The 21,731-nt window shown below is 39.7% G+C and carries 22 protein-coding genes and 2 tRNA genes; 15 read left to right on the forward strand and 9 right to left on the reverse strand.

Annotated features, from left to right (window positions below; translation table 11 throughout):
* Positions 1-259 precede the first annotated feature (259 nt).
* Complete coding sequence (locus tag FHQ08_RS10885) at positions 260-1,360, reverse strand: M24 family metallopeptidase (RefSeq protein WP_230914443.1); 1,101 nt, start codon at positions 1,358-1,360, stop codon at positions 260-262.
* Positions 1,361-1,543: 183 nt separating this feature from the next.
* On the opposite strand from FHQ08_RS10885, the gene ccpA reads away from it, so the two are divergent.
* A complete protein-coding gene (ccpA, locus tag FHQ08_RS10890; RefSeq protein WP_230914444.1) occupies positions 1,544-2,548 on the forward strand; it encodes a catabolite control protein A in 1,005 nt (334 codons plus the stop codon).
* Positions 2,549-2,884: 336 nt separating this feature from the next.
* Here ccpA and FHQ08_RS10895 read toward each other — a convergent pair whose 3' ends face one another.
* Positions 2,885-3,967 (reverse strand): iron-containing alcohol dehydrogenase family protein, encoded by a 1,083-nt coding sequence (locus FHQ08_RS10895; RefSeq protein WP_230914445.1) that lies wholly within the window; start codon positions 3,965-3,967, stop codon positions 2,885-2,887.
* Between the two features lie 92 nt (positions 3,968-4,059).
* On the opposite strand from FHQ08_RS10895, the gene FHQ08_RS10900 reads away from it, so the two are divergent.
* Positions 4,060-4,932 carry an alpha/beta hydrolase gene (locus FHQ08_RS10900; protein ID WP_230914446.1) on the forward strand — a complete coding sequence of 291 codons (873 nt, stop codon included), beginning with the start codon at positions 4,060-4,062 and terminating at the stop codon, positions 4,930-4,932.
* A gap of 128 nt (positions 4,933-5,060) precedes the next feature.
* Here FHQ08_RS10900 and FHQ08_RS10905 read toward each other — a convergent pair whose 3' ends face one another.
* On the reverse strand, positions 5,061-7,787 hold the full coding sequence (locus FHQ08_RS10905; RefSeq protein ID WP_230914447.1) for a transglycosylase domain-containing protein: 2,727 nt from the start codon (positions 7,785-7,787) through the stop codon (positions 5,061-5,063).
* Between the two features lie 147 nt (positions 7,788-7,934).
* Here FHQ08_RS10905 and FHQ08_RS10910 point away from each other — a divergent pair, with 147 nt between their 5' ends.
* Together FHQ08_RS10910 and FHQ08_RS10915 are read left to right on the forward strand one after the other, a co-directional pair.
* Positions 7,935-8,630 carry a YjjG family noncanonical pyrimidine nucleotidase gene (locus tag FHQ08_RS10910; protein WP_230914448.1) on the forward strand — a complete coding sequence of 232 codons (696 nt, stop codon included), beginning with the start codon at positions 7,935-7,937 and terminating at the stop codon, positions 8,628-8,630.
* 48 nt (positions 8,631-8,678) lie between these two features.
* Positions 8,679-9,134, forward strand: coding sequence for an ASCH domain-containing protein (locus tag FHQ08_RS10915; RefSeq protein ID WP_230914449.1), 456 nt, complete (start codon positions 8,679-8,681; stop codon positions 9,132-9,134).
* Between the two features lie 84 nt (positions 9,135-9,218).
* Here FHQ08_RS10915 and pepV read toward each other — a convergent pair whose 3' ends face one another.
* The 3 genes from pepV to FHQ08_RS10930 form a co-directional block, all read right to left on the reverse strand.
* Positions 9,219-10,634: a dipeptidase PepV gene (gene pepV / locus FHQ08_RS10920; RefSeq protein WP_230914450.1), complete on the reverse strand. Its 1,416-nt coding sequence runs from the start codon at positions 10,632-10,634 to the stop codon at positions 9,219-9,221.
* Positions 10,635-10,707: 73 nt separating this feature from the next.
* The gene (locus tag FHQ08_RS10925; RefSeq protein ID WP_230914451.1) at positions 10,708-11,088 is read right to left on the reverse strand and encodes an ArsR/SmtB family transcription factor; all 381 of its coding nucleotides are present in this window, start codon (positions 11,086-11,088) and stop codon (positions 10,708-10,710) included.
* Positions 11,089-11,093: 5 nt separating this feature from the next.
* Positions 11,094-12,554 (reverse strand): glycerophosphodiester phosphodiesterase, encoded by a 1,461-nt coding sequence (locus FHQ08_RS10930; protein WP_230914452.1) that lies wholly within the window; start codon positions 12,552-12,554, stop codon positions 11,094-11,096.
* Between the two features lie 101 nt (positions 12,555-12,655).
* Between FHQ08_RS10930 and FHQ08_RS10935 the strand changes: the two genes are divergently transcribed.
* From FHQ08_RS10935 to FHQ08_RS10975, 9 genes are all read left to right on the forward strand, one after another.
* A complete protein-coding gene (locus FHQ08_RS10935) occupies positions 12,656-12,970 on the forward strand; it encodes a hypothetical protein (protein WP_230914453.1) in 315 nt (104 codons plus the stop codon).
* A gap of 92 nt (positions 12,971-13,062) precedes the next feature.
* Positions 13,063-13,134, forward strand: a tRNA-Asn gene (locus tag FHQ08_RS10940).
* A 67-nt stretch (positions 13,135-13,201) separates the two neighbouring features.
* A tRNA-Asn gene (locus FHQ08_RS10945) sits at positions 13,202-13,273 on the forward strand.
* 100 nt (positions 13,274-13,373) lie between these two features.
* Positions 13,374-13,976 (forward strand): metallophosphoesterase, encoded by a 603-nt coding sequence (locus FHQ08_RS10950; protein ID WP_230914454.1) that lies wholly within the window; start codon positions 13,374-13,376, stop codon positions 13,974-13,976.
* Positions 13,977-14,053: 77 nt separating this feature from the next.
* Positions 14,054-14,290, forward strand: a complete 237-nt coding sequence (locus FHQ08_RS10955; protein WP_230914455.1) for a hypothetical protein — start codon at positions 14,054-14,056, stop codon at positions 14,288-14,290.
* A 198-nt stretch (positions 14,291-14,488) separates the two neighbouring features.
* On the forward strand, positions 14,489-15,871 hold the full coding sequence (locus FHQ08_RS10960; protein WP_230914456.1) for a bifunctional metallophosphatase/5'-nucleotidase: 1,383 nt from the start codon (positions 14,489-14,491) through the stop codon (positions 15,869-15,871).
* A 15-nt stretch (positions 15,872-15,886) separates the two neighbouring features.
* Positions 15,887-16,486, forward strand: coding sequence for a YutD family protein (locus FHQ08_RS10965; protein WP_230914457.1), 600 nt, complete (start codon positions 15,887-15,889; stop codon positions 16,484-16,486).
* Positions 16,487-16,515: 29 nt separating this feature from the next.
* Entirely contained in the window at positions 16,516-17,298 is a 783-nt protein-coding gene (locus FHQ08_RS10970; protein ID WP_230914458.1) for a TIGR01457 family HAD-type hydrolase, read from the forward strand.
* Positions 17,285-17,935: a TIGR01906 family membrane protein gene (locus FHQ08_RS10975; RefSeq protein ID WP_230914459.1), complete on the forward strand. Its 651-nt coding sequence runs from the start codon at positions 17,285-17,287 to the stop codon at positions 17,933-17,935. Before FHQ08_RS10970 ends, FHQ08_RS10975 begins: the two co-directional genes overlap by 14 nt.
* 46 nt (positions 17,936-17,981) lie before the next feature.
* Here FHQ08_RS10975 and FHQ08_RS10980 read toward each other — a convergent pair whose 3' ends face one another.
* The 3 genes from FHQ08_RS10980 to FHQ08_RS10990 all read right to left on the reverse strand — a co-directional run bounded on the left by FHQ08_RS10980 (position 17,982) and on the right by FHQ08_RS10990 (position 20,232).
* Positions 17,982-18,644 carry a DedA family protein gene (locus tag FHQ08_RS10980; RefSeq protein ID WP_230914460.1) on the reverse strand — a complete coding sequence of 221 codons (663 nt, stop codon included), beginning with the start codon at positions 18,642-18,644 and terminating at the stop codon, positions 17,982-17,984.
* An 83-nt stretch (positions 18,645-18,727) separates the two neighbouring features.
* The gene (locus FHQ08_RS10985; protein ID WP_230914461.1) at positions 18,728-19,234 is read right to left on the reverse strand and encodes a phosphatidylglycerophosphatase A family protein; all 507 of its coding nucleotides are present in this window, start codon (positions 19,232-19,234) and stop codon (positions 18,728-18,730) included.
* 14 nt (positions 19,235-19,248) lie between these two features.
* Entirely contained in the window at positions 19,249-20,232 is a 984-nt protein-coding gene (locus FHQ08_RS10990) for an NAD(P)/FAD-dependent oxidoreductase (RefSeq protein WP_269073946.1), read from the reverse strand.
* 151 nt (positions 20,233-20,383) lie between these two features.
* On the opposite strand from FHQ08_RS10990, the gene FHQ08_RS10995 reads away from it, so the two are divergent.
* Both FHQ08_RS10995 and FHQ08_RS11000 read left to right on the forward strand, forming a co-directional pair.
* Positions 20,384-20,974 carry a peptidylprolyl isomerase gene (locus FHQ08_RS10995; protein ID WP_230914462.1) on the forward strand — a complete coding sequence of 197 codons (591 nt, stop codon included), beginning with the start codon at positions 20,384-20,386 and terminating at the stop codon, positions 20,972-20,974.
* 1 nt (position 20,975) lies between these two features.
* Positions 20,976-21,356, forward strand: coding sequence for a CvfD/Ygs/GSP13 family RNA-binding post-transcriptional regulator (locus FHQ08_RS11000; RefSeq protein ID WP_230914463.1), 381 nt, complete (start codon positions 20,976-20,978; stop codon positions 21,354-21,356).
* The last annotated feature ends 375 nt before the right edge of the window (positions 21,357-21,731 follow it).

Raw genomic sequence — 21,731 nt, forward strand, 5'->3', positions numbered from 1 at the left:
GTGGACTTATCAATCTGTCCACAACGTACCAGTCTATTCAGAAACGCTTAAGTTATTGAACCGCCGTATACGGAACCGTACGTACGGTGGTGTGAGAGGCCGACCCGTTAGGGTCTCCTACTCGATTGGAGAAAATGACTAGTAGGCGGCAACAAAATGTTTGTTTTATCTCTGACACATACTAGAAATCATCATAATAATGAGGCCCTTCAACTTCGTCGAAACTAAATTGAGTGTTCTGATGACATTAAAGCAACTTTTATAAAGGTACTTCGATTAATTCTTTAGTTGTATGGGTAAATGGTTCGTTACCAGTTTCAGTCAAGTGAATGCAATCTTCGATGCGGACCCCGGCAACCTTAGGGATATAAATACCCGGTTCAATTGAGAAGCACATGCCGGGTTTTAATTCTAAATCATTGCCAGCCATGATGGATGGAAATTCATGGTCGGACATACCAATACCATGGCCTAAGCGATGAATAAAGTAATCGCCATAGCCCGCCTTCGTGATGATATCACGAGCAACTTGATCCAATTCAGCTGCGGTAATACCTGGTTTTGCAGCATCCATAGCCGCTAATTGAGCTTCTAAGCAGACTTTATAAATGTCACGTGATTTATCATCGATCTTGCCATAGGCGACGGTTCTAGAAGCATCACTCATGTAGCCCTTATGATTAGTCCCCAAATCGAACAGGACTAAAGCATTAGGCTTAATTTTTTCAGGGAGTGGGGCACCGTGAGGATTCGCAGCGTTGGCGCCACTTTGGACAATCGTGTCAAAACTCATATGCATCACACCTTGTTTCATCATCGCATATTCGATTTCTGCGACGACCTGTTGTTCGGTGCGTGCACTAGAAACGGCATCAAAACCAACTTTGAAGGCATTGTCGGCTTCTTTACCAGCAGCAATCATTAATTGAATCTCAGCATCGGTTTTGAAAAGTTTTTGATGGGCGACGAAGTCAGTGACATCAATATCGAATTCGGCGTTTGGAAAGTGGGCGATCAGAGCCTCGTAACGTTTGAATTGCAGCTGTGCTTTTTCAATACCCCATTTGATTGGGTTAGCGACACGCCGTTTGATTTGATCGGCAATCATCGCATAAGCATCTTCGTGGTCAAGATAACCATAAACGTCATAAGGCCAACCAGTGGCTTTTACAACTTCGACTTCCAATGCGGGGGCAAAAATAAATGGCTCTTGATCAGCGAATACGAATAGACCCAAAGTCCGTTCATGAGGTTCACTGTAAAAACCAGTATAGTAATTGATGTTTACTGGATCACTAATATAAACGACATCTAACTGTTGATCTTGCGCCCATTGACGTAATTTGTCTAAATTTTCCATGACAAAACTTCCTTTTTCATCTTTTACTTTTAAGTATAGCATAGGTTTTTGAACCTATTTTCAAAAAACAAGGTTCGAAAAAAATACCGTGTTTTCATGAAAATTTCATAAAAACGCTTGCATTTTTGGTTTAACAATGTTAAATTTATTTCTGACAAATGAAAATGATGGGGGTACGACGACATGGATAAACAAACAATTACAATCTATGACGTTGCCCGTGAAGCGAATGTTTCAATGGCAACAGTCTCGCGGGTTGTAAACGGAAATCCAAATGTAAAACCAGCAACACGACAAAAAGTACTAAAAGTTATTGAGGAATTGGACTATCGGCCAAATGCAGTTGCCCGTGGCTTAGCTAGTAAGAAAACAACAACCGTTGGGGTAATCATTCCTGACGTGACTAATATTTATTTCTCTTCGTTAGCTCGTGGGATTGATGATGTGGCAACGATGTATAAATACAATATTATTTTAGCGAATTCTGAAGAAAATGGGCCTAAGGAAATTCAAGTATTGAACAGCCTATTTGCCAAACAAGTAGATGGTTTGATTTATATGGGTCATACATTATCTGATGAAGTACGCGCTGAATTTTCCCGTGCTAAAACACCAGTTGTTTTGGCAGGTACGATCGATCCTGATGAACAAGTGGGCAGTGTGAATATTGATTACACTGAAGCTTCGCGTCATGTGGTCGATAAACTGATCAAGGATGGCAATCAAAAGGTTGCGTTTATCAGTGGTGACTTAAACTACCCTATTAATGGAAAATATCGTTTAGAAGGTTATAAGCAAGCCCTTAAAGCGAACAAGCTGCCATTTGACGACAGTTTGGTTTTTGAAACCGATTATAGCTATAAAGCAGGGGAAGCACTCTGGTCGCAATTGCAAGCAGCTGGTGCGACCGCAGCTTATGTGATCGATGATGAATTAGCTGTTGGTGTGATGAATGGCATGATCGACCATGGCATTAAAGTGCCGGAGGAATTCCAGATCATCACCAGCAATAATACGATCCTAACCGAAATGGTACGGCCAAAAATCACTTCGATCAGTCAACCCCTTTACGACATTGGTGCAGTTGCAATGCGGCTTTTGACAAAGATGATGAATAAGGAAGAAATTGATGAAAAAACAATTTTGTTGCCTTATGATATGGTGCAACGGGAGTCAACAAAAGCTTAAATAATTGTGACAAATGTGCTTGTCACCCGTAAATTTTGGCACATGGTTAAAGTTAAATTGGTGGTAATTAAACAGAGTGGCTGAGACAAAACTAACGTTTTGTTTTCAGCCACTTGTTAATTACGAATATTTATTGCTTAAACGTGTGCCAAAAGGCAATGTCCTCACTTAACTACGAATCACTCAAATGGAAAGGCCCACCATTTGAGTGACTCTTGTTAGTGCTCGGCCACTGAACGCCTTTTGTCTCACTCTCTCTATTTATTTTACAATTAATTGAAACAGCTAGCATGAATCTTGTAAATCATGGTCGTTGAACCTCTGCTGTCTCGTGGACTAGATCGTTTGTTGATCAATCGCTTCCACATTATGAATGGCTTCTAAAACATCCGCTGACGTGAGTTGAGGATTTAATAATTTAAAACTCTCATGGTCGCTAGCCGCAAAAGCAGCAACCTTTTGTAAATTAGCTTGATCACCTTCAGCAACATCTAGACCAGATAAGTTGGTTGGTAACCCTACGCTGTCATAAAATGGCTTTAATTTACGGATCTCATCATAGTCACCTGTATAAGCAAGCTGGACGAGAATACCGTAAGCTACTTTATTGCCGTGTAAGATTTTATGGGTGGCTTCAATATACGATAAACCATTGTGGACAGCGTGGGCACCAGCCATGCGACCATATTCAGCAGCAAAACCACCCACAGTACCCGCTAAGCCAATAACCGTATCGGCAATTCGACCAAAGGCGGGCGTTGATTGTTGTTCGGCTAGACTTGCTAAAGCCACCGAAGCGTCATTGAGTAAGATATTTAAAATTTCTTTGGCACTGGCAATACCTAGTCGGATAAAAGCTGTTTTAGCCGTCGCATCTAGTTTGCGTGTGAGACCTTCAATTTCATACCATTTGGCTAAGGTGTCACCAATGCCGGCTACCAAATAGGCTTTGGGCGTTTGTAAAAGCAAAGTCCAGTCTACAAGAGTTAAATCAGGGGCTTTTTTGAAATAAGCCACGCGTTTAAATGTGTGATCTGGATGATAAATGGCACCAATTGGGGTATAGGGTGCACAATTAGAAATTAATGTGGGAATTGAAACAAAATTAGCCTTTAAATTCTCAGCTGTAACTTTAGCCGTATCTAACAGACGGCCGCCACCAATACCGATAATGGTATCCACCTGACCGATTTTTTCCGCTAAGACTTGGCCATTTTCATCACTAGCCGTCCCATCGTAGAGATAAGTTTGATACGGTAACGTTTTTTGATAAAAGTTTTCGAAGACGCTCAAAGACTGGTTGCCAGTAATTACGGCGCACGTCCCGAAATCTTTTAAATAATCTTCTAGGCCATCTAAGATATGGTCGCCGCTGACATAACGATTGGCACCAGGTCGTAGTTCACTTGCTGAATTCATGATGAAGCCCCCTAATAAAATAAGAAAATGATAAGAGTAATTTTAGTATTTACTCATTAAAATGTCAAATTTAATTGAAAGGTTGTGCCTTGATGCAATATATATCGATTCCAGATCAACAACATAGGCGGGTAACCTTGATTCCAGAAATCACTTATCAAAATGAAGCTTATTGGTTTGGGCAAACTAGGCGTGATTGGCGGATGAGTTTATTGTTGCCGTTTGACTATAATCAGCAGCAACAACGGCATCCGGTAGTTATTTGGTTGTCGGGTGGCAGTTGGCAAATGAGTGATCGTAGCGCGTATTTACCAGAGCTGACCTATTTAGCGCGAGCTGGGTATGTGGTTGCTAGTATTGATTATCATATGGGTATGGAGGGCACTTTTCCAATTCAAATCTGCGATGTCCGTCGAGCAATTAATTATCTAACGGAACAGCAATCCGTTTATCATTTAGATATGCAAGCAATTACGCTGATGGGAGATTCAGCAGGTGGACATTTGGCCTTAATGACGGGTTATACGTCGCAAGAAAAAACGTTAATGACACTTGATTTGCCGCCGATACCTAAGATTCAAAATGTTGTTGCTTACTACGCCCCTAGTGATTTGGTAGCTTTATGGGAAGGCTATCAACAGCGGGTGCCACAAGCAGCACAATTCATGTATTCAGCACCGTTAAAAAATCTGTTAGGTGTCATGGCTTTTGATGCGGCAAAATTCCAGGCGGCTAGCCCGATCAACTATGTTTCTGATCAGGTACCAGCGACACTTCTACTACAAGGTGACCGCGATCACTGGGTTCCTTTGGATCAAAGCAAACGCCTTTATCAACGGTTACAGGCTGAAAAGATTCGCTCAGAATTACTGATCTTAAAAGCGGGCAACCATATTGACAGCCGTTTTTTTGCACCGGCAGTTAAGACAAGGGTACTCGATTTTATCCAAAACACAGTACAGTAGGTCAAGAAAGTTTAAGTAAAGCAGCTTTAATATAAATTAAAAACACCTAAAACAACCAAAATAATTCATTTCGTTGTTTTAGGTGTTTTTTTGGTTACCCTTATTTTTGGTTCCAATACGAGTTATTTTTACCGGTAGGCGTTATAACTCGTAGCTGTGTTGCTGTTACTGCTATAAGTCCCATAGGTTGAATTGGAATTTAAGCCAGAACCTGAGTAATTGTAGTTATTATAGTTATTTTGCTCGCTGTCATTAGTGTTATTGTAGTTACCTTGACTGTAGCCGCTGTAGGTCCCACTGCCAAAACTCCCATAAGTGCCATAAGAACCATTGCTGTAATAGTACTTAGAGGCGTCGTCTTCAACCGAATCATCTGGGTCTCGAACAGTCTTGCCTGTGTAGGTAGAAGTAATGCCATAGTCATTGCTTGCACCAAAGAAATGGTTCCAGAATAATTTATAGTTCTTTTCTGTGCCGCCAATACCAAATTGATAACTGACATCTTTCGGCAGCTCATCATTATAGTAGGCTTTGACTTTTTTTCCGGTGACATGGGCATTAGCACCATTATAGGTAATTGCACCAGACTTTGTGCCCGTATCTTCTAAAACCGTATCCGTTTTAACTGTACTTGGTTGTTTCATCTTTTGATTTAATTTAAACATTTCAGGATTAGTTTTGTATAAAGCTGAAATAATATTAGACCAGTAAGTTAAATTGGCATCACTTGAAGACTTATTTAAAGTATAGTTATGACCGTAAAAGTTATCATAACCAATCCAAGAGGCCATTGTCACGCCAGGGGTGGAACCAATGAACCAAATATCACGATAATCATTAGAAGTACCAGTCTTACCAATCAAATCACTCTCAGAAAACGGTAATTGGTAAGAAAGTGTTGAAGCCGTACCTTTGGTAACCACACCATTCAACATCTTTTGCATGATGTACGCTGTGCTCTTAGAAAAGACTTGTCTCTTAGTTGCCGGTGCTTGGTAGATCACTTTGCCAGATGGATCCGTGATCTTTGAAATGACGTGGGGCGTTACGTGGGTGCCTTGATTGGCAAAAGTAGAGAAAGCACTAGCTTGCTGTAAAACAGAGACACCATTTTTGGTACCACCTAAAGCAATACCTAATTCACTGTATTCTTTATCAGATAGATGAATGCCCATTTCAGACATGTACTTTTTCGTATTCTTGCCACGCTGTAGGGCATCGTATAGATTAACCGCTGGAATATTATAGGATTCTGCTAACGCCTCACTTGCTGAAATAAAGCGATTTTGAATTTGTTGCCCAAAATCTGTTGGGAAATAACCATGGAAACTTACTGGAAAGTCGGCGATCATCGATTGCGTATTGATCAGCTTGTTTTGGACAGCGGGTCCATAAACCAACATCGGTTTAATTGATGAACCAGGGGAACGCTTAGTATCAAAAGCATGATTTAATTGGAATTTTGAAAAATTACGACCCCCAACAAAAGCTAGGACAGCACCGCTTTGATTATCCAATAGCACTGTTCCATTTTGAACGTATTCGGTAAACTGAGTTGGTTTTTGTGTCACTGGATCCGTGATCGTTGATGTTTTCGAGGTGCCAAGATAAGGGGCGGCTTGTTTCGAAGCCACTTGCATTTCATCGTAGAGTTTTCGATCAATGGTACTATGCACACGATACCCCTTTTGCCGTAATAACTGATCGGCTTGATTCCAATACGTATTATATTGATCTTTGTTCTTGCGGACAGTTGTGACATTTTTTCCATCCTCATGAATCAGTTGGTCGATCAAAATATCGCGTGCTTCAACGGTGATCAAGTTATAAACATAACCATAGCCGCGGTTTTCAGGCTGAGGTTCCGTTTTAGGTTGGAATTCTGCTTTAAGATCGACTTTTTTGGCAGCATCGTATTCAGACTTAGAAATGTCATTATGACGATACATTCGAAAAAGAACCGTATTTTTGCGATCCAAGCCAGCTGAAATATCTTTTTTCAAAGTTCCATTTTGCTTATAGGGGGTGTAAACAGAAGGACTCTGGGGCAAGCCAGCAATAAACGCAGATTCAGCTAAATTAAGATCAGCCGCATGTTTGTTGAATAACCCTAGAGCAGCTTGTTCAACACCACCAACGTTTTGGCCTTTATTATTGCGGCCAAAAGTTGCAGCGTTTAAATAATCTGTCAAAATTTCTGACTTTGTAAAGTAATTATCCAATCGGACAGCTAGTAAAATTTCAATGGCTTTACGTTTAAAGGTCGTTTCTGAAGATAGAATTTTCATTTTAACCAGTTGCTGGGTCAAAGTGGAGCCACCAGTTTGTGTGCCAAGACCGGTTAAATCTGAAAGTAATGCCCGTGAAATTGCTTTCGGTACGACGCCATGATGCTGGTAAAAATACTCATCTTCCGTAGCAACGATTGCCTTTTTTAAATAAGGCGAAATTTGATTGCTTTTTACTGGTGTCCGAATTAGATCGGTTGTCAAATTACCAAGTTTGTCATTTTTAGCAAAATAAAAGGCTGCCGATTCATTAGAATCTTCAATTTGATTCTTCATTGCTTGATAACTGGGGACCTCTTCTTGGCTTGCCAATGACGCAAAATAGCCTAGTCCGATACCAATACCCAATCCTGCTAAGACGATTAGGAAACTTAATAAAATTAGTAAGACTGTTTTCAAAGAGCTGATCGTGACGTTGAAATAAAAGCGGATCCGTTGCCAGACTGATAGCTCAGTTGGGTCAATCGTCTGTTCATCAGAAACTGCTTTGATTTCATATGTAAAGAAATTACCGATTCGTTTGAAAAGATTTTGTAATTTCTGCCACCATGATTGTGGTTCTTTCAAAATGCTTCCCACCTTTTTTCATACAGATGTCATTATATAACAGAATGAAATTAGAATATAGTTTTAGTTTGTCGACATTGTTTGAGTTGTTCTCTAAATTAATGGTGCGTATAATAAAAAAATAATCTCGTTAATTTGGAGGCCATTGTGAGCTATAAATTTTTACTATTTGATTTAGATAATACAATATTTGATTTTGATGCAGCAGAGGCAGCAGCCCTAAGCCGACTATTTGAACAATTAAATATACCCTTAACACAGGATATTCGGCGCAAATATCATCAATTCAATCAAAAACTTTGGCAAATGTATGAAAAGGATGAAATCAGCCGGTCAGAATTGTTAGAGGCCCGGTTTCCATTATTTTTCCAAAAGCTGCGGGTGCCATTACATGGACTGAATCCGGGTAAGATTTATCGTGGTTACCTACAAGAAGGTCATCAGTTATTACCAGATGCAAAGTTCATTTTACAACAATTGGCTAAATCATTTCGGCTTTTTGCAGTCACAAATGGTATTAGCGCAACACAGCGGCAAAGATTAGATGATGCCGGTATTATTTCTTATTTTGATGATCTATTTATTTCCGAAGAAATTGGTCATCAAAAACCAGCAAAATCTTTTTTTGATTATGTTTTTGCCCATATTCCTAATTTTGAATTAGCTGAAGCGGTGGTTATTGGGGATTCGTTATCTTCTGATATACTCGGTGGTACGAATGCTCATGTAGATACAATTTGGTATAACCCTGATTTTGTGCCAAATCATAGTTCGATCCACCCAATTTATCAAATCGCACATTTGACGGATCTACCACAATTATTAAGCAATCAAGTCGTGTGAGTTTATGCTATACTAAAATTAAAATTCTGAAAAACATGGGGTATTGGTATGCAACGAAATCGGATTGAACAATTTTGGGATAATTATCGTCAGATAAATCCACAAGCACCCGAACAATTTCAAGCTTGGGCGTTCGGCTCGGGTGCTAAGATGGCCGACGAGTTGGCAGATCTAGTGCTGGCAGGCAAGAAGACCGCAACTGCGTCTAACTATTTATTATACGAGCTGACCAATGAACCCTTGCCACAGGTAGGGGACCTAAGTATTGTTTTGAATGGTTCACAGCTGCCAGTTTGCGTTATCCGAACCACCAAAGTTTATGTTACGCCTTTTAAGGATGTGACTGCTGAACATGCGGCTAAAGAAGGTGAGGGCGATCGTTCGCTAGCTTATTGGCGTTCCGCGCATGAAAAGTTTTTTGCTGAGGAGTTAGCTACAGTGGATCAGCAATTTACAGATAATATGATGGTTGTTTGTGAAGAATTTGAGGTTGTATATAGTTAAATGATCAAGAAAAAATGATGTGATTTTCAGAAGTTAGCTTAACAGCTAGTTTCCGAAAAACACATCATTTTAATTTATTTAAAATTATTCAGCAGTTTGTGTCAAACGATAGATTGCATCAGCATAGATAGCACTGGCTTTTAAAATATCTTCAATATACATTAATTCATTAGGCTGATGCATAAGATCTTTACGACCCGGGAATTGAGCTCCGAATGCAACTCCGCGTTTTAAAATACGGCCGTATGTTCCGCCGCCAACGATAATTTCTTCGCCGGGTTGACCAGTATGATCTTCATAGGTTTTCAGTAAAGTCTTGACTAGCGGATCACTTCCTGGCACATAGTGGGGCACTTCAAAATGACCTTTTGTGGCAATATTAAATTGTGCGCCAAAATGATTACTTAGTTGTTGGGTCATTTGTTCAACAGTGGTTCCTTGAGGGTAACGCACGTTTAATAGAATGCTGGCTTGACTATTGGCGCGATCGTAGTTAAAGATTGATGCACTGACTGTTAGTGGGTCCATTAAGTCGTCGCGGTAAGCAATAGCGATATTTTGGCCATAGATATCTTCATGTAGATCATTTGCGATGACTTTGAGATATTGCTGTCCGCTAGCATCAAATGCCCATTGATTCAAGAAACTTGCTAGGAATGTAGCACCATTGCGGCCCTCTTGAGGATTGGCCGCGTGGGCACCTTGTCCTTGTAGTAATAAGTCATAATAGCCACCCGTATGTGTTATTGAACCTGTTAGGTGATTGGTCGATAAATATTGATCGAAAGCTGCTTCAAAATCTGGATCAAAGTCATGCTGCACACGTGCTTGAGCTGAATGAGGCACCATATTATCGCGAATCCCACTTTTGAAAGTCAAAAGGGTATAAGTACCAGCTTCGGCGTGCGTTAAATTTTGCGTCAATACAAAAGAAACAATGCCCTTTTCACCGTTGATAATTGGAAATTCAGCATCAGGTGAAAAGCCCCAATCTGGTGTGGGCTCTTGTTCGAGATATTCATGTAAACCGACCCATTCACTTTCTTCATCCGTACCTAGGATAAAGTGGATACTTTGTTTAGGTTCGAAACCTTGATCTTTTAGAAGTTTCAAGGCGTAATAAGCGGCCATGACAGGGCCCTTATCATCTGAAGTACCTCTGGCAATGATTTTGCCATCTTGAATGACCGGTGTAAAAGGATCTGTCTGCCAACCTTCACCTGCTGGAACGACGTCGACATGGCCTAATACACCTAATATTTGATCACCGGAACCAAATTCAATGCGTCCGGCAACATTATTGATGTTTTTAGTCGCAAAGCCATCACGCTCGGCGAAAGCCAACATCTTTTGTAAAGCCTTTGCTGGTCCAGGGCCTAAAGGAAAATCTGATGTTTTATGTTCAATATCACGTTCACTATTGATTGCCAATAATTCACTTAGATCGCGAATTAAGTCGTCCTGGTAGTCTTGGATCGCGGTTTGCCAATTGATTGTCATGTGAATCCCTCGCTTTTATTCAAATTAAATTTTATGAGCTCTTTAGTATTGTATGCAGTTCGGCATCATTTGGCTAGCTTTTTGTATCTGATGAGCGTTTTTTATGATTCTCAATTTCATTAACGTGTTCCAATACTAAGCGGAAAATGTTGATGATATGATCATCTGCTAGCGAATATAACACTTCTTTACCGACTTTACGGTTCTTGACTAGTTTGGCTTCTTTTAAAGCACGTAATTGATGGGATACCGAGCTTTGCGACATATCTAAAATACTGGCGATATCCAAAACTCGCAATTCCGATTCGTATAAGGCATAGAGAATGGTAGCTCGAGTTTTATCACCGAACGTTTTGAGCATTTGGGTCATATCATTAATGGTTTCACTGGGCGGGATCGTTTGACGAACCCGACGAATAATGGCTTCATGGTTGACAGTTTCATCTACAGACATAAATATCATCCTTTAATATTAAGATTAGTCGTCAGGGGATAAAGTATCGTACTCATTTGTGATGTGGGGCAAAAGCTGGTGAGCTGTTGGGAAACAGTACTTTGCTTTTTAGCGGTGGACACTTTCAAGTGGGTCAAGCTTGGCAATGAGGCTAATAAATCAACATTATTTGGTCGTTGATCATTATGCTCATGTAAAAATAAGTTGAGGGCAAAGTCATTATTGTGGCCTTGATTGTTAAAATCTACCAAGACTTTATCTCCTTGGATCCAGCCACTAGCGAGTTTGAACCAAAGTGTATTCGCAATTCGCCGGACGGCTTGTATGCGATAATTTTGATTGGGGAAAATTAAGCCACTGGTCTGCTGGGGATAAAGCGGCGAATGATAAGCGACTTGCATCGATGTTTCTGGTTTTAGGCGGAGGGTCTTGTTCAAATAGTTTATGTTATATAATAAGTCATCTGCGTTATTTAATGCGTCTGCAGAAACAAAACGATTTTCGCCGATTTGATAGTATGTTTGCGCACCTAAATTGACGACCTGGGTTGCTTTAACGATTTGAAAGGGTTTCAAAGGTGCTTGAGTCAACTCAGTTCGATACGGATTCTCATAAGTAGGCACGCGATGATTGCTAACTAAGGTGACGGCTTCATCAATGTTGCGAATGCGGGCATCATCTTTACTTTGCTGATAGCTGGCACCAACAGCGGGATAATTCGTAACCACACCATCAATCGGCAAATTAACGATTTTATTCCAACTTTGCTGTTTTTCGGTCATTTCGTCCCAAATATAAACTTGTTTGCCCAAGTAATGCAATTGATCAACTAGTTGCGGCGTGACCAATTCGGAAGAAATATTGATGCCGGTAACATATTGCAAGGCATCGAAATTGATGCGTTTTAAGCTGCCAACAATAAAGATACGAGGGACATTCGGCAGTAAGGTCTGCATTTGACGCAAGCTTTCTAAGGAAAAGGAATGGATCATGACACGATTTTCCATATGGTATTTCTTAACCGCGGCAGTGATCAGTGCTTCCATATCTTTGGGATTGCCAGATTTTGTCTTTTTTGTTTCTAATAAAAACTTGGTATTAGGCTGGTTTTGATAATGGGCAAAAAGCTCATCCAAACTATGGATGGGTTCGCCATTAGCACTATGGAGTTTTTGCAATTGTCCAAAAGGCATTTGGGAAACAATGACCCCTTGGCCGGTGACACGCTGCAGATTACGGTCATGAGAAATGACCAATACGCCGTCTTGAGAACGATGTAAGTCTAATTCGACGTAATTAGCTCCCTCAGAAAAGGCGGTATCAAAACTTTGAAAAGTTTCTTCTGGCGCATTGATTGGATCACCTCGGTGTCCCACAACTGTAAATCCTGTGGTAAAATAAAAGACGCTGAGTAAGGCGAACAAACTTAAAAGTAATGTTAGTTGTTTTGGTTGATTTTTTTTCATGTTAAACACTATTCCTCAATTTTGATTACAACTAATAAACATACCATGAAATAGAGTTTCGGGCTACTATACATCCCGAATCATAGCTGGAGGTAAATGGCTTGACACAAAGTTATCAAGATTTGAATTTGATTGAAGAAATTACCCGCTTGGATGGTAGTAAGTATTATGAAGTCGCCAACATTTTTATGAATGGACGCGCTGAATTGGCAGCCATTCGAGGATTTATCAAGCAAGTTAAAATTTTGCAGTTAAACATTCCTAAATCAACGGCGGTCAAAGTTTATGAACAATACGTTAATGATACTTATACTTTTCCAGCGGAGGATTTTGACCACTGGGAAGAGTGGCAAAAGCCCGCTGGTAAAATTGAAACGGCTTTTCAACAAATTCTAAAAGAAAACCATATTGGTTAAAGAAGTTCTCATAATGAATTGTTTTTCACAACAAATTTTAAAGATTACCCTTTACAGATTAGATAATATTTGATATTATATTTTTTGTTGATTGGCCAGTAGTTCAGTGGTAGAATGCCAGACTGTTAATCTGTGGGTCGTTGGTTCGAATCCAACCTGGCCAGTAAGAGAGGATATCATAGTTTTCTCATTTTTAATATTTATGCTATACATATACATTTATTTATTTTTTGGCCAGTAGTTCAGTGGTAGAATGCCAGACTGTTAATCTGTGGGTCGTTGGTTCGAATCCAACCTGGCCAGTCGATATAAGCTTAGAGATTAGGCTTATTTTTTTTGACATCTGTTAATGATAAAATTCGAATCGTAAGTTTAATTTTAAGAAATAGAAAAGAGTCTAGATATGATTTACTATATTTCTGATACGCATTTCTTTCATGCTCAATTATTGGCGCCCAATGATTTTGCACCACGGCATTTTTCTGATGTTGCGTCAATGGATGAACAAATGATCACAGCCTGGAACGCTCGTGTAGCTGACAAAGATACTGTCTATCATTTGGGGGATATAGCATTACGACCGGGTAATTTTCCAAAGCCGTCAGAAGTCTATACCCTCATTAAACGCTTGAATGGTCATATTGTTTTCATTAAAGGTAATCATGACGCTCGGGAGCTGTTTAAATATATTGCTCAGCACAATTACGATTTAAATGGGCAGCCGAAGTATCAATTTGAAGATGTGGGTGCGCTGATCAAATTTGACCATGCTCAATATTACTTGACGCATTACCCATTGTTGTTGGGCATTGCAACCCAAATCTATAATCTTCACGGACATATTCATCATAATATGATGCCAACGGCGCTAAATATTAATGTTGGGGTGGATGCACCAGAACGGGAGCTATTGCCAGCACCATTACCCTTTGGCACGCCACTTACGGGATCAGAGATTGAAATGATCATTCAAAAGAAGCAACAGCTATTAGCACAAAAAAATTAGTGAATATTAATTTTCACATTGATTTCTAATTTTGGGTTCGTTATACTAATTATATCATTGTTATTGGAGGGGATTGTTTGCTGGGTGAGCGAAACTTAATGGCATTAAGAAGTAGGGTACTGGAATTGACCAAATCTGAGTATCAAGAAGATGTTGCTGCAATTTTAATTCTTGCTTTCCGCAAATACCAACAGCAGCAATTGTCTCAGGATTATTTCAATTACAGTTTGATGCCGCAGCTGGTACCCTTAGTAAAAGCTGAAGCGTTACAAACAGTTGAAAGTATGCTGATTTCATTAATTCAAACAAACTAAAATTATGGATCAGGCAAAAGACAGCCAAAATAGGGTGTCTTTTTTTAATATGAATTATTTTCTCCTAGCAATGCAGGACAATTAATGAGAGAATAAAGCACATATAAATGGTGCTTGACGGGGGTTCGTTGTTTCATTACGATTGACATTAGTTAGGTTCACCGTCTAGGTATAAAACGATTCATGGAGTTGACAGTAATGGCTGCAGAGACAATTGAGATCGTCCATACGAATGATTTACATTCACATTTAGAAAATTGGCCGCGAATTCGACGGTATATTCAGGCTGTTCAAGCTACAGAATCACAAGCAGGGCAGACAGTCTTGGTTTTTGATATTGGTGATGCAGAAGATCGGGCCCATCCTTTGACCGAAGCAACGAATGGTGAATCTAATGTTGCGCTATTAAATCAAATCGGGTATGATGCTGTGACGATTGGTAATAATGAGGGGATCGGCAACAGTCATGCTCAGTTGGAGCACTTATATGATCACGCCAATTTTGATGTGGTCTTAGCTAATTTGTTTGAAAAAGATGGCTCACGACCTAAATTTGCTCAGCCCTATAAACAAATGACGACAAAACAAGGCACACGTGTGACGATTATCGGTCTTACGGCACCATTCTTCCTAACTTACCAACCGAATGGCTGGCAGCCACGCGTGGTTCAAGATGTGCTTCCAGATATTTTAGCGCAAACACGAGCTTCAACGGATATTTTTGTTGTGCTTTCTCACTTAGGTATTGAAATGGATCGTTATTTGGCAAAGCACTTTCCAGAATTGGCCGTAGTTCTCGGCTCACATACACATCATTTATTACCTCATGGTGAACAGCACGGGCATACAATGTTAGGCGCTGCCGGGAAATATGGTCAGTACATTGGTAAGATGACTTTGAATTTAGATGCGCAACATCATATCATACAAACAGTAGCGACTGTCCAAAAAACCAGTGAACTGCCTGAAGAACCTGAAGACAAGACTGAAATTCAAGACTACGCGCATCGAGGTCATGCGTTACTGCGGCAAGTAAAAATCGCCAACATACCTGAACCGTTGGTGACAGCGATTGACCGACCAACGAATATGATTCACTTAGCTTTGAAAGCCCTAAGAGTAAAGGGGCAAACTGAAGTGGCTATTTTAAATCAAGGCTTATTTTTACGTGATTTGAAGGCGGGTATAGTAACAATGGATGATCTGCATGATCAAATGCCACATCCAATGCATTTATTGCGGGTCACCTTACGTGGTTATGATTTATGGCGTTTAGTTATGGAGATGGAGAAGAATCGGTTGTTTTTACGTCATTTTCCAATTAAAGGTATGAGTTTTCGAGGGAAGTTGTTTGGTGAACTGGTTTATGATGGTTTAACTATTGAACCAGGAACACGACGCGTTTTGTGGCATGGGTCAGAGCTTAATCCTGAACAGACTTATACAATTACTGTTTTAGATCACTATTTGTTTATTCCATTCTTTCCTACAATTGAGATCGTGGGTGAAAATGAATTTCTTTTCCCTGAATTTTTGCGTAATGTTGTTGCTGATTATTTACAACAACACTATCCAGTTTAGAAACGAGGCAAGCCGTTGACAGAAAAAAATGAAAAAAAGACGCCGAAAAAAGACGCCGTCAGCAAACTAAACGAAATTTTAGACGAAACTGTGTCAACGCCAGAATTGACTAAGTATGCTCGAGTCTTAGATGGGCAGCTAATGATCAATGGCGTGGATTATGAGCTTGTGGTCAATTACAAGGATGCCTTTAACCTTGATGCTTTAAATGAACGTTATAGTGAAGTACTCAATAAGTATGACTATATCCTTGGAGATTGGGGGTATGACCAATTAAGGCTACGGGGGTTTTATCAAGATGGGAATCACCACGCCAATCGTGACCAACTTATTGGGACTGTACAAGATTATTTGTATGAATACTGTAACTTTGGCTGTGCGTACTTTATTGTCAAACGGACTGGAAAATTACCTGAACGTGATATTCGCCGTAATGCTAAACCGCAACGTCGGCGGTCGGCCCGGGCACGCAATCAAAGTCAACGCCCAACTTCTAGAGTTGCTAATGATCATCACAAAGTTGATTCCCGTAAGAAGGCCGTTGCTCAGCCCAAAAGGCAAGCGCCAAAGCGGAAATCATTTACCATGCGGCAACTTGATGATGATCAGAATTAAAAAATTATAAATTTATTTGGAGTGTTATTGTGGATAAGAAAGATTACGCTGGCTATTTTATTGATTTAGATGGCACAGTTTACAAAGGCAAAGAACGGATCCCTGCAGCAAAGCGCTTTGTTGAGCGTTTACAAGCTGCCGGCAAGCCGTTCTTATTTTTGACGAACAACACGACTAAAACCCCTGAGGCAGTCGTAACCAATTTAGCGGAAAACCATGACATTCATGTCACCCCAGATACGATCTATACGCCAGCCCTTGCAACAGCCAGTTATTTAACGGATCAAGTCAACGGGCAGCCAGCAGAGCACAGTGTTTATATTATTGGCGAGTTGGGTTTGAAGAAAGCAATTCTTAGCGAAGGATTTAAACTCAATGAAGTTGACCCCGATTATGTCGTTGTTGGCCTAGATTATGACGTGACTTATCATAAGTTCGAATTAGCAACACTAGCCATTAAACGCGGTGCGACTTTTATTGGCACTAATGAAGATACAAATTTACCCAATGAACGTGGCTTAGTACCAGGAGCCGGTTCAGTAATTTCACTTGTAGAAACGGCAACACAGCAGAAGGCCTTTTACATTGGTAAACCACAAAAACCAATCATGGCTGCTGCCTTGAAAAAGATTGGCTTACCTAAATCGTCAGTTTTAATGGTTGGGGATAATTTAAATACTGATATCCAAGCTGGCTTTAATAGTGATGTGGATACGCTTCTAGTTTTAACAGGTTATAGTAAGCGTGCAGATTTGGCCGATCGGAAGCAACAACCAACTTACGTGGTTGAGTCATTGGATGAGTGGGTTTAAGATGCAGCGATTCAAGCGATGGTGTGGGCAAGCCTGCATTTTGATGGTCATATTGACAAGTGTCATTTTCGTAACGATTATGAGTACTTTTATTTTGTACCCAATCGACGCGCATATTCAGCAGTTACCTGAATTAGAAAATATGCCTTTAGGCCGTTTGTACCATAATTATGTTCAACTAATGGCTTTTTTGCATTTTCCTTGGCTGACACAGCTGCGGATGATGGATTTTCCGAGTTCTTTAAACGGTATTGCTCATTTTCGAGATGTAAAGCAACTATTTATTTTGAATGATTTATTGATGCTGGTATTGGTGCCCTTAGCAATTCATATTTGGCGGAAATGGCGTCGAACTGGTCAACTATGGCAATTAAAGTTGCCATTTCAAATGGGATTTTTAGTGCCAATAATGGTTGCTTTAGCAGCAAGTATTAATTTTGACCGTTTTTTCATTACTTTTCATCATTTATTTTTCCGCAATCGCAATTGGCTGTTTGATCCCAGCACAGATCCGATCATTAATGTTTTACCAGAAAGTTTTTTTAGCCATTGTTTTATTTTAGCGTTTGTTTTATTTGAAGCGGCCATGTTATTGGGCCTTTATCGCATAAAACATGTGTCTGATCTAAAAAAATAAGCTTGTCATCCGACTGATTTTAGCCGTGATGATAAGCTTTTTTAGGTTAATCTTTTGGGACTTCAACTTTAGATTTTTGAAATTTGTTTTTAAAGAAGACGAAAACCATAGGTAAAACAGAGATAACAACAATGGCAATGGCCACTAGTGAAAAGTGATCACGAACAAAAGGAATATTACCGAAAAAGTGACCAGCGCCGACACATAGCGTGACCCATAAAAAACCGCCAATAAAGTTATAGAGTATGAAATGACGATAATTCATGTGGCTGCCGCCAGAAACAAAAGGTGCGAACGTCCGCACAATGGGGATAAATCGAGCAATGGCAATTGTTTTACCCCCATGACGATCGAAGAAGTCTTCGGCCACCTTTAGTTTGTCCCGATTGATCAGCCGACCAAAGAAATTCGTTTCTAAAGCTTTATCACTGAGATGGCGGCCAATTTCGTAGTTAACGGTGTCGCCAATGATAGCGGCTGCGAGGAAAATCAAAAACAACAACGGTGTATTTAAGTGATAGTTTGGATTGGCTGCCAATGCTGTGGCGGCGAATAGCAATGAATCACCAGGTAAAAATGGGAAAATAACAATACCCGTTTCAATGAAGATCATTAAAAAAAGAATGACGTAAGTCCAATTGCCAAAAGTATTCACTAATGTGACTAAATGATGATCAATATGCAGGATAAAATCGATAAGTTGAGTCATGCATTACCTCCTATTTGTAAATTGAGTATAACTGAAAATCTTTAAGAATTGGTGAAGTAAATATGATGCTTTGCACGACTTTGTTAATAAATATCCTCTTCATCATTAGGGTGGCTATGGGCCATTCGACCTGCGGCGGCAGCGGCAATTGCACCGACAATATCATCTAAAAAGGTATGCACTTCACCTTGTTTATGAGCATTTAATTCGGCCAAAATCCCCGGTTTGATCTTATCGATATAGCCATAATTCGTTAGGCCGATGGAACCATAGACATTGACGATTGAAAGGGCGACGATTTCGTCCACGCCATATAAGCCTTCATCGGTTTCAATAATTTTCTGTAATGGTTCCGGCAGTTGTTTTGCTTGAGCCAATTCATCAATAGTAACACCAGTCATAATAGCATTCTGGACTTCGCGTTTTTTAAGAACTACTAGAACATTATCGATGCATTCTTCTATCGTTAGATCGAGAATATAATCTTTTTGCAAGAAATAAACGAGCTCAGCAATACTTTTGATAGATACATTTTCTTGCTGTAATAATTGAATACTGTGTTCGTAGAGATCAATCGGTGATTCAGCCATTGGCGGCTCACTCCTTAATTAAAGATTGATGTGGAATGAAGGGGTTGCTTGCGTTCTGGGTAGAGTGTTTCCAAAGCATCATTAACAGCTGCCGGTACTTCACCAAAACCTGTGGCAATCAATTTAACTTTACCTTCATAATAAGCACTATCACCAACACTATAAACTAACTCCCGACTTGTATGCATGTTGTGGTCTACCTTTACGTCAGCACCCTTTAAGTCGATTGCCCAATTCCTTAAGATCCGGCTATCAGAAGTAAAGCCGTAGTTCACTAATAATTTATCAGCTGTGATCGTTTCATGGTCATCGGACTTCATTTTTTTTAGGCCAATATTTAGTCTTTGATCGGTTAAAGTTAAATCATCTAATAGGTAGGGTGTTTTGATGTTGATCGTCGATTGTTTCATTTTTTCAACGCTAGACTCTAGGCCCCTGAATTTATCGCGGCGATGAATGATCGTCACCGACTTTGCAATTTCATTGAGTGCTAAAGCCCAGTCAATGGCTGAATCACCACCACCAGCGATAGCAACATCGATATCCTTAAAATCGGCTAAGTCGTTGACATAGTAATTGACATAAGTGCCCTCTAAAGCGGGATCATAATCAAAAGCCAATTTGCGAGGTGCAAATGCGCCGGTACCAATGGCAATGATGACGGATTTAGAATAGAAAGTTTCTTGATCCGTGCCAATTTCAAAAACACCATTATCGTCTTGTGTCAATGTCTTGACCGATGTATCTAAGGTAACTTTGGGTTCAAAAGCAGCCATTTGTTGCTCTAATTGACTGACTAAATCCTTCCCCTTAATATGAGGGAAACCTGCAACATCATAGATTTCCTTCTCTGGGTACAAAGCTAAAGTTTGCCCACCAAGTTGCGGCAAACTTTCTATTAAATGGACATCGGCATTACGCAAGCCAGCGTAAAAAGTTGCAAACATGCCGACAGGGCCACCACCGATAACTGTGATATCATAAATGTGTTGAGACAATCTCTATAACGCCTCTTTCTTCAAAAAAGTTAAAAGCATTTACAGATTATCATAAAACGCGCGTTTTTTATAGCTTTATGATGCGTATCTTTGCTTTTAGTTATGTTACATTATATTATATGTTGGAATAAAAAGTAGAAGGAGTTTTTTTATGGACTTTCCGCAATTACATTTAGATGAAGTAAAAGGCACTAAGGCGACCGTGCACACAAATATGGGGGATATTGAAGTTCAGTTATTCGATGAACTTGTCCCTAAAACGGTGGAAAATTTTGTTTCCTTAGCTAAAAATGGTTACTATGACAATATTATTTTCCATCGGGTGATTCCTGATTTCATGATTCAAGGCGGTGATCCCACTGGGACAGGTACTGGCGGTGAAAGTATTTGGCATAAACCTTTTGCAGATGAATTCACACCACAGTTATTCAATATTCGTGGGGCGTTGTCAATGGCTAATGCTGGCCCAAATACTAATGGCAGTCAGTTTTTCATTGTAAATAATGAGCATGTTAATGAACAAATGTTTCAGCAGCTTAAAGACGCAGGCTACCCTGAAGAGATTATTGCTGCTTATAAAAACGGTGGGACACCGTGGTTAGATTTTCGTCATACCGTTTTTGGTCAAGTTGTTAATGGCATGTCTGTGGTTGACGAAATTGCCAATTCAAAACGTGATGCTGCCGATAAACCGTTGAAGGATGTCGTAATTTTAGGTGTCGATATAACCGAGGCCCAGTAAAATGACATATCGTATTGGCCAGGTACTAAATGGAACAATCACGGGAATACAGCATTATGGTGTTTTTGTTTCATTAGATGAGACAACTCAAGGCCTGATTCATATTTCTGAGTGTGCTCATGGCTATGTCAGCAATCTAGAAAGTTTGTTTCATATTGGACAAAATATTGAAGTTTTAGTGCTAGATATTGATGAGTACTCTAAAAAAATCAGCCTTTCAGTAAGAGCTTTACAAAAAGACCCAAACATTGGCACGAAATGGTGTAAAAAGCATTATTGGACAAATCGGTATGTTGATAGCGGGTTTCAGCCTATATCTACGAACATGCCAAGCTGGTTGCGTCAAGCTGAAAAAGACTTTGGTGTACCTGATGTAGAGTGATGAATATTCATACAATCAAACCTAAATGATCTGAAATCGTTCGGGTTTGATTTTTTTTACAAATTTTCCTTGACGTGGGCCTCGCATCTTGATATTATAATAAACGTTGTTACGACAGAGGTTGCTTAACTGCTTCAAGCGTTGACAAATAACGCATCAGCACTCTTTGTTGTTAAAATGAATGTTGAATATTTATTCAAAATAATTGAAAAAATATGTTGACATCGAATGAAACACTTGATATAATATAAAAGTTGTTTCACGAACGTAGGCCTTTGAAAACTGAACAAAATTTCGACACCAAATGTGCAGGCTAGACCTTTTGGTCTAACAAACATTTGCGAAGTCAATTCGCTAGCAACAAATAATAATGAG

It is taken from the genome of Agrilactobacillus fermenti (genome assembly GCF_021030645.1).
In the GTDB taxonomy this organism is placed as follows: Bacteria; Bacillota; Bacilli; order Lactobacillales; family Lactobacillaceae; genus Agrilactobacillus; species Agrilactobacillus fermenti.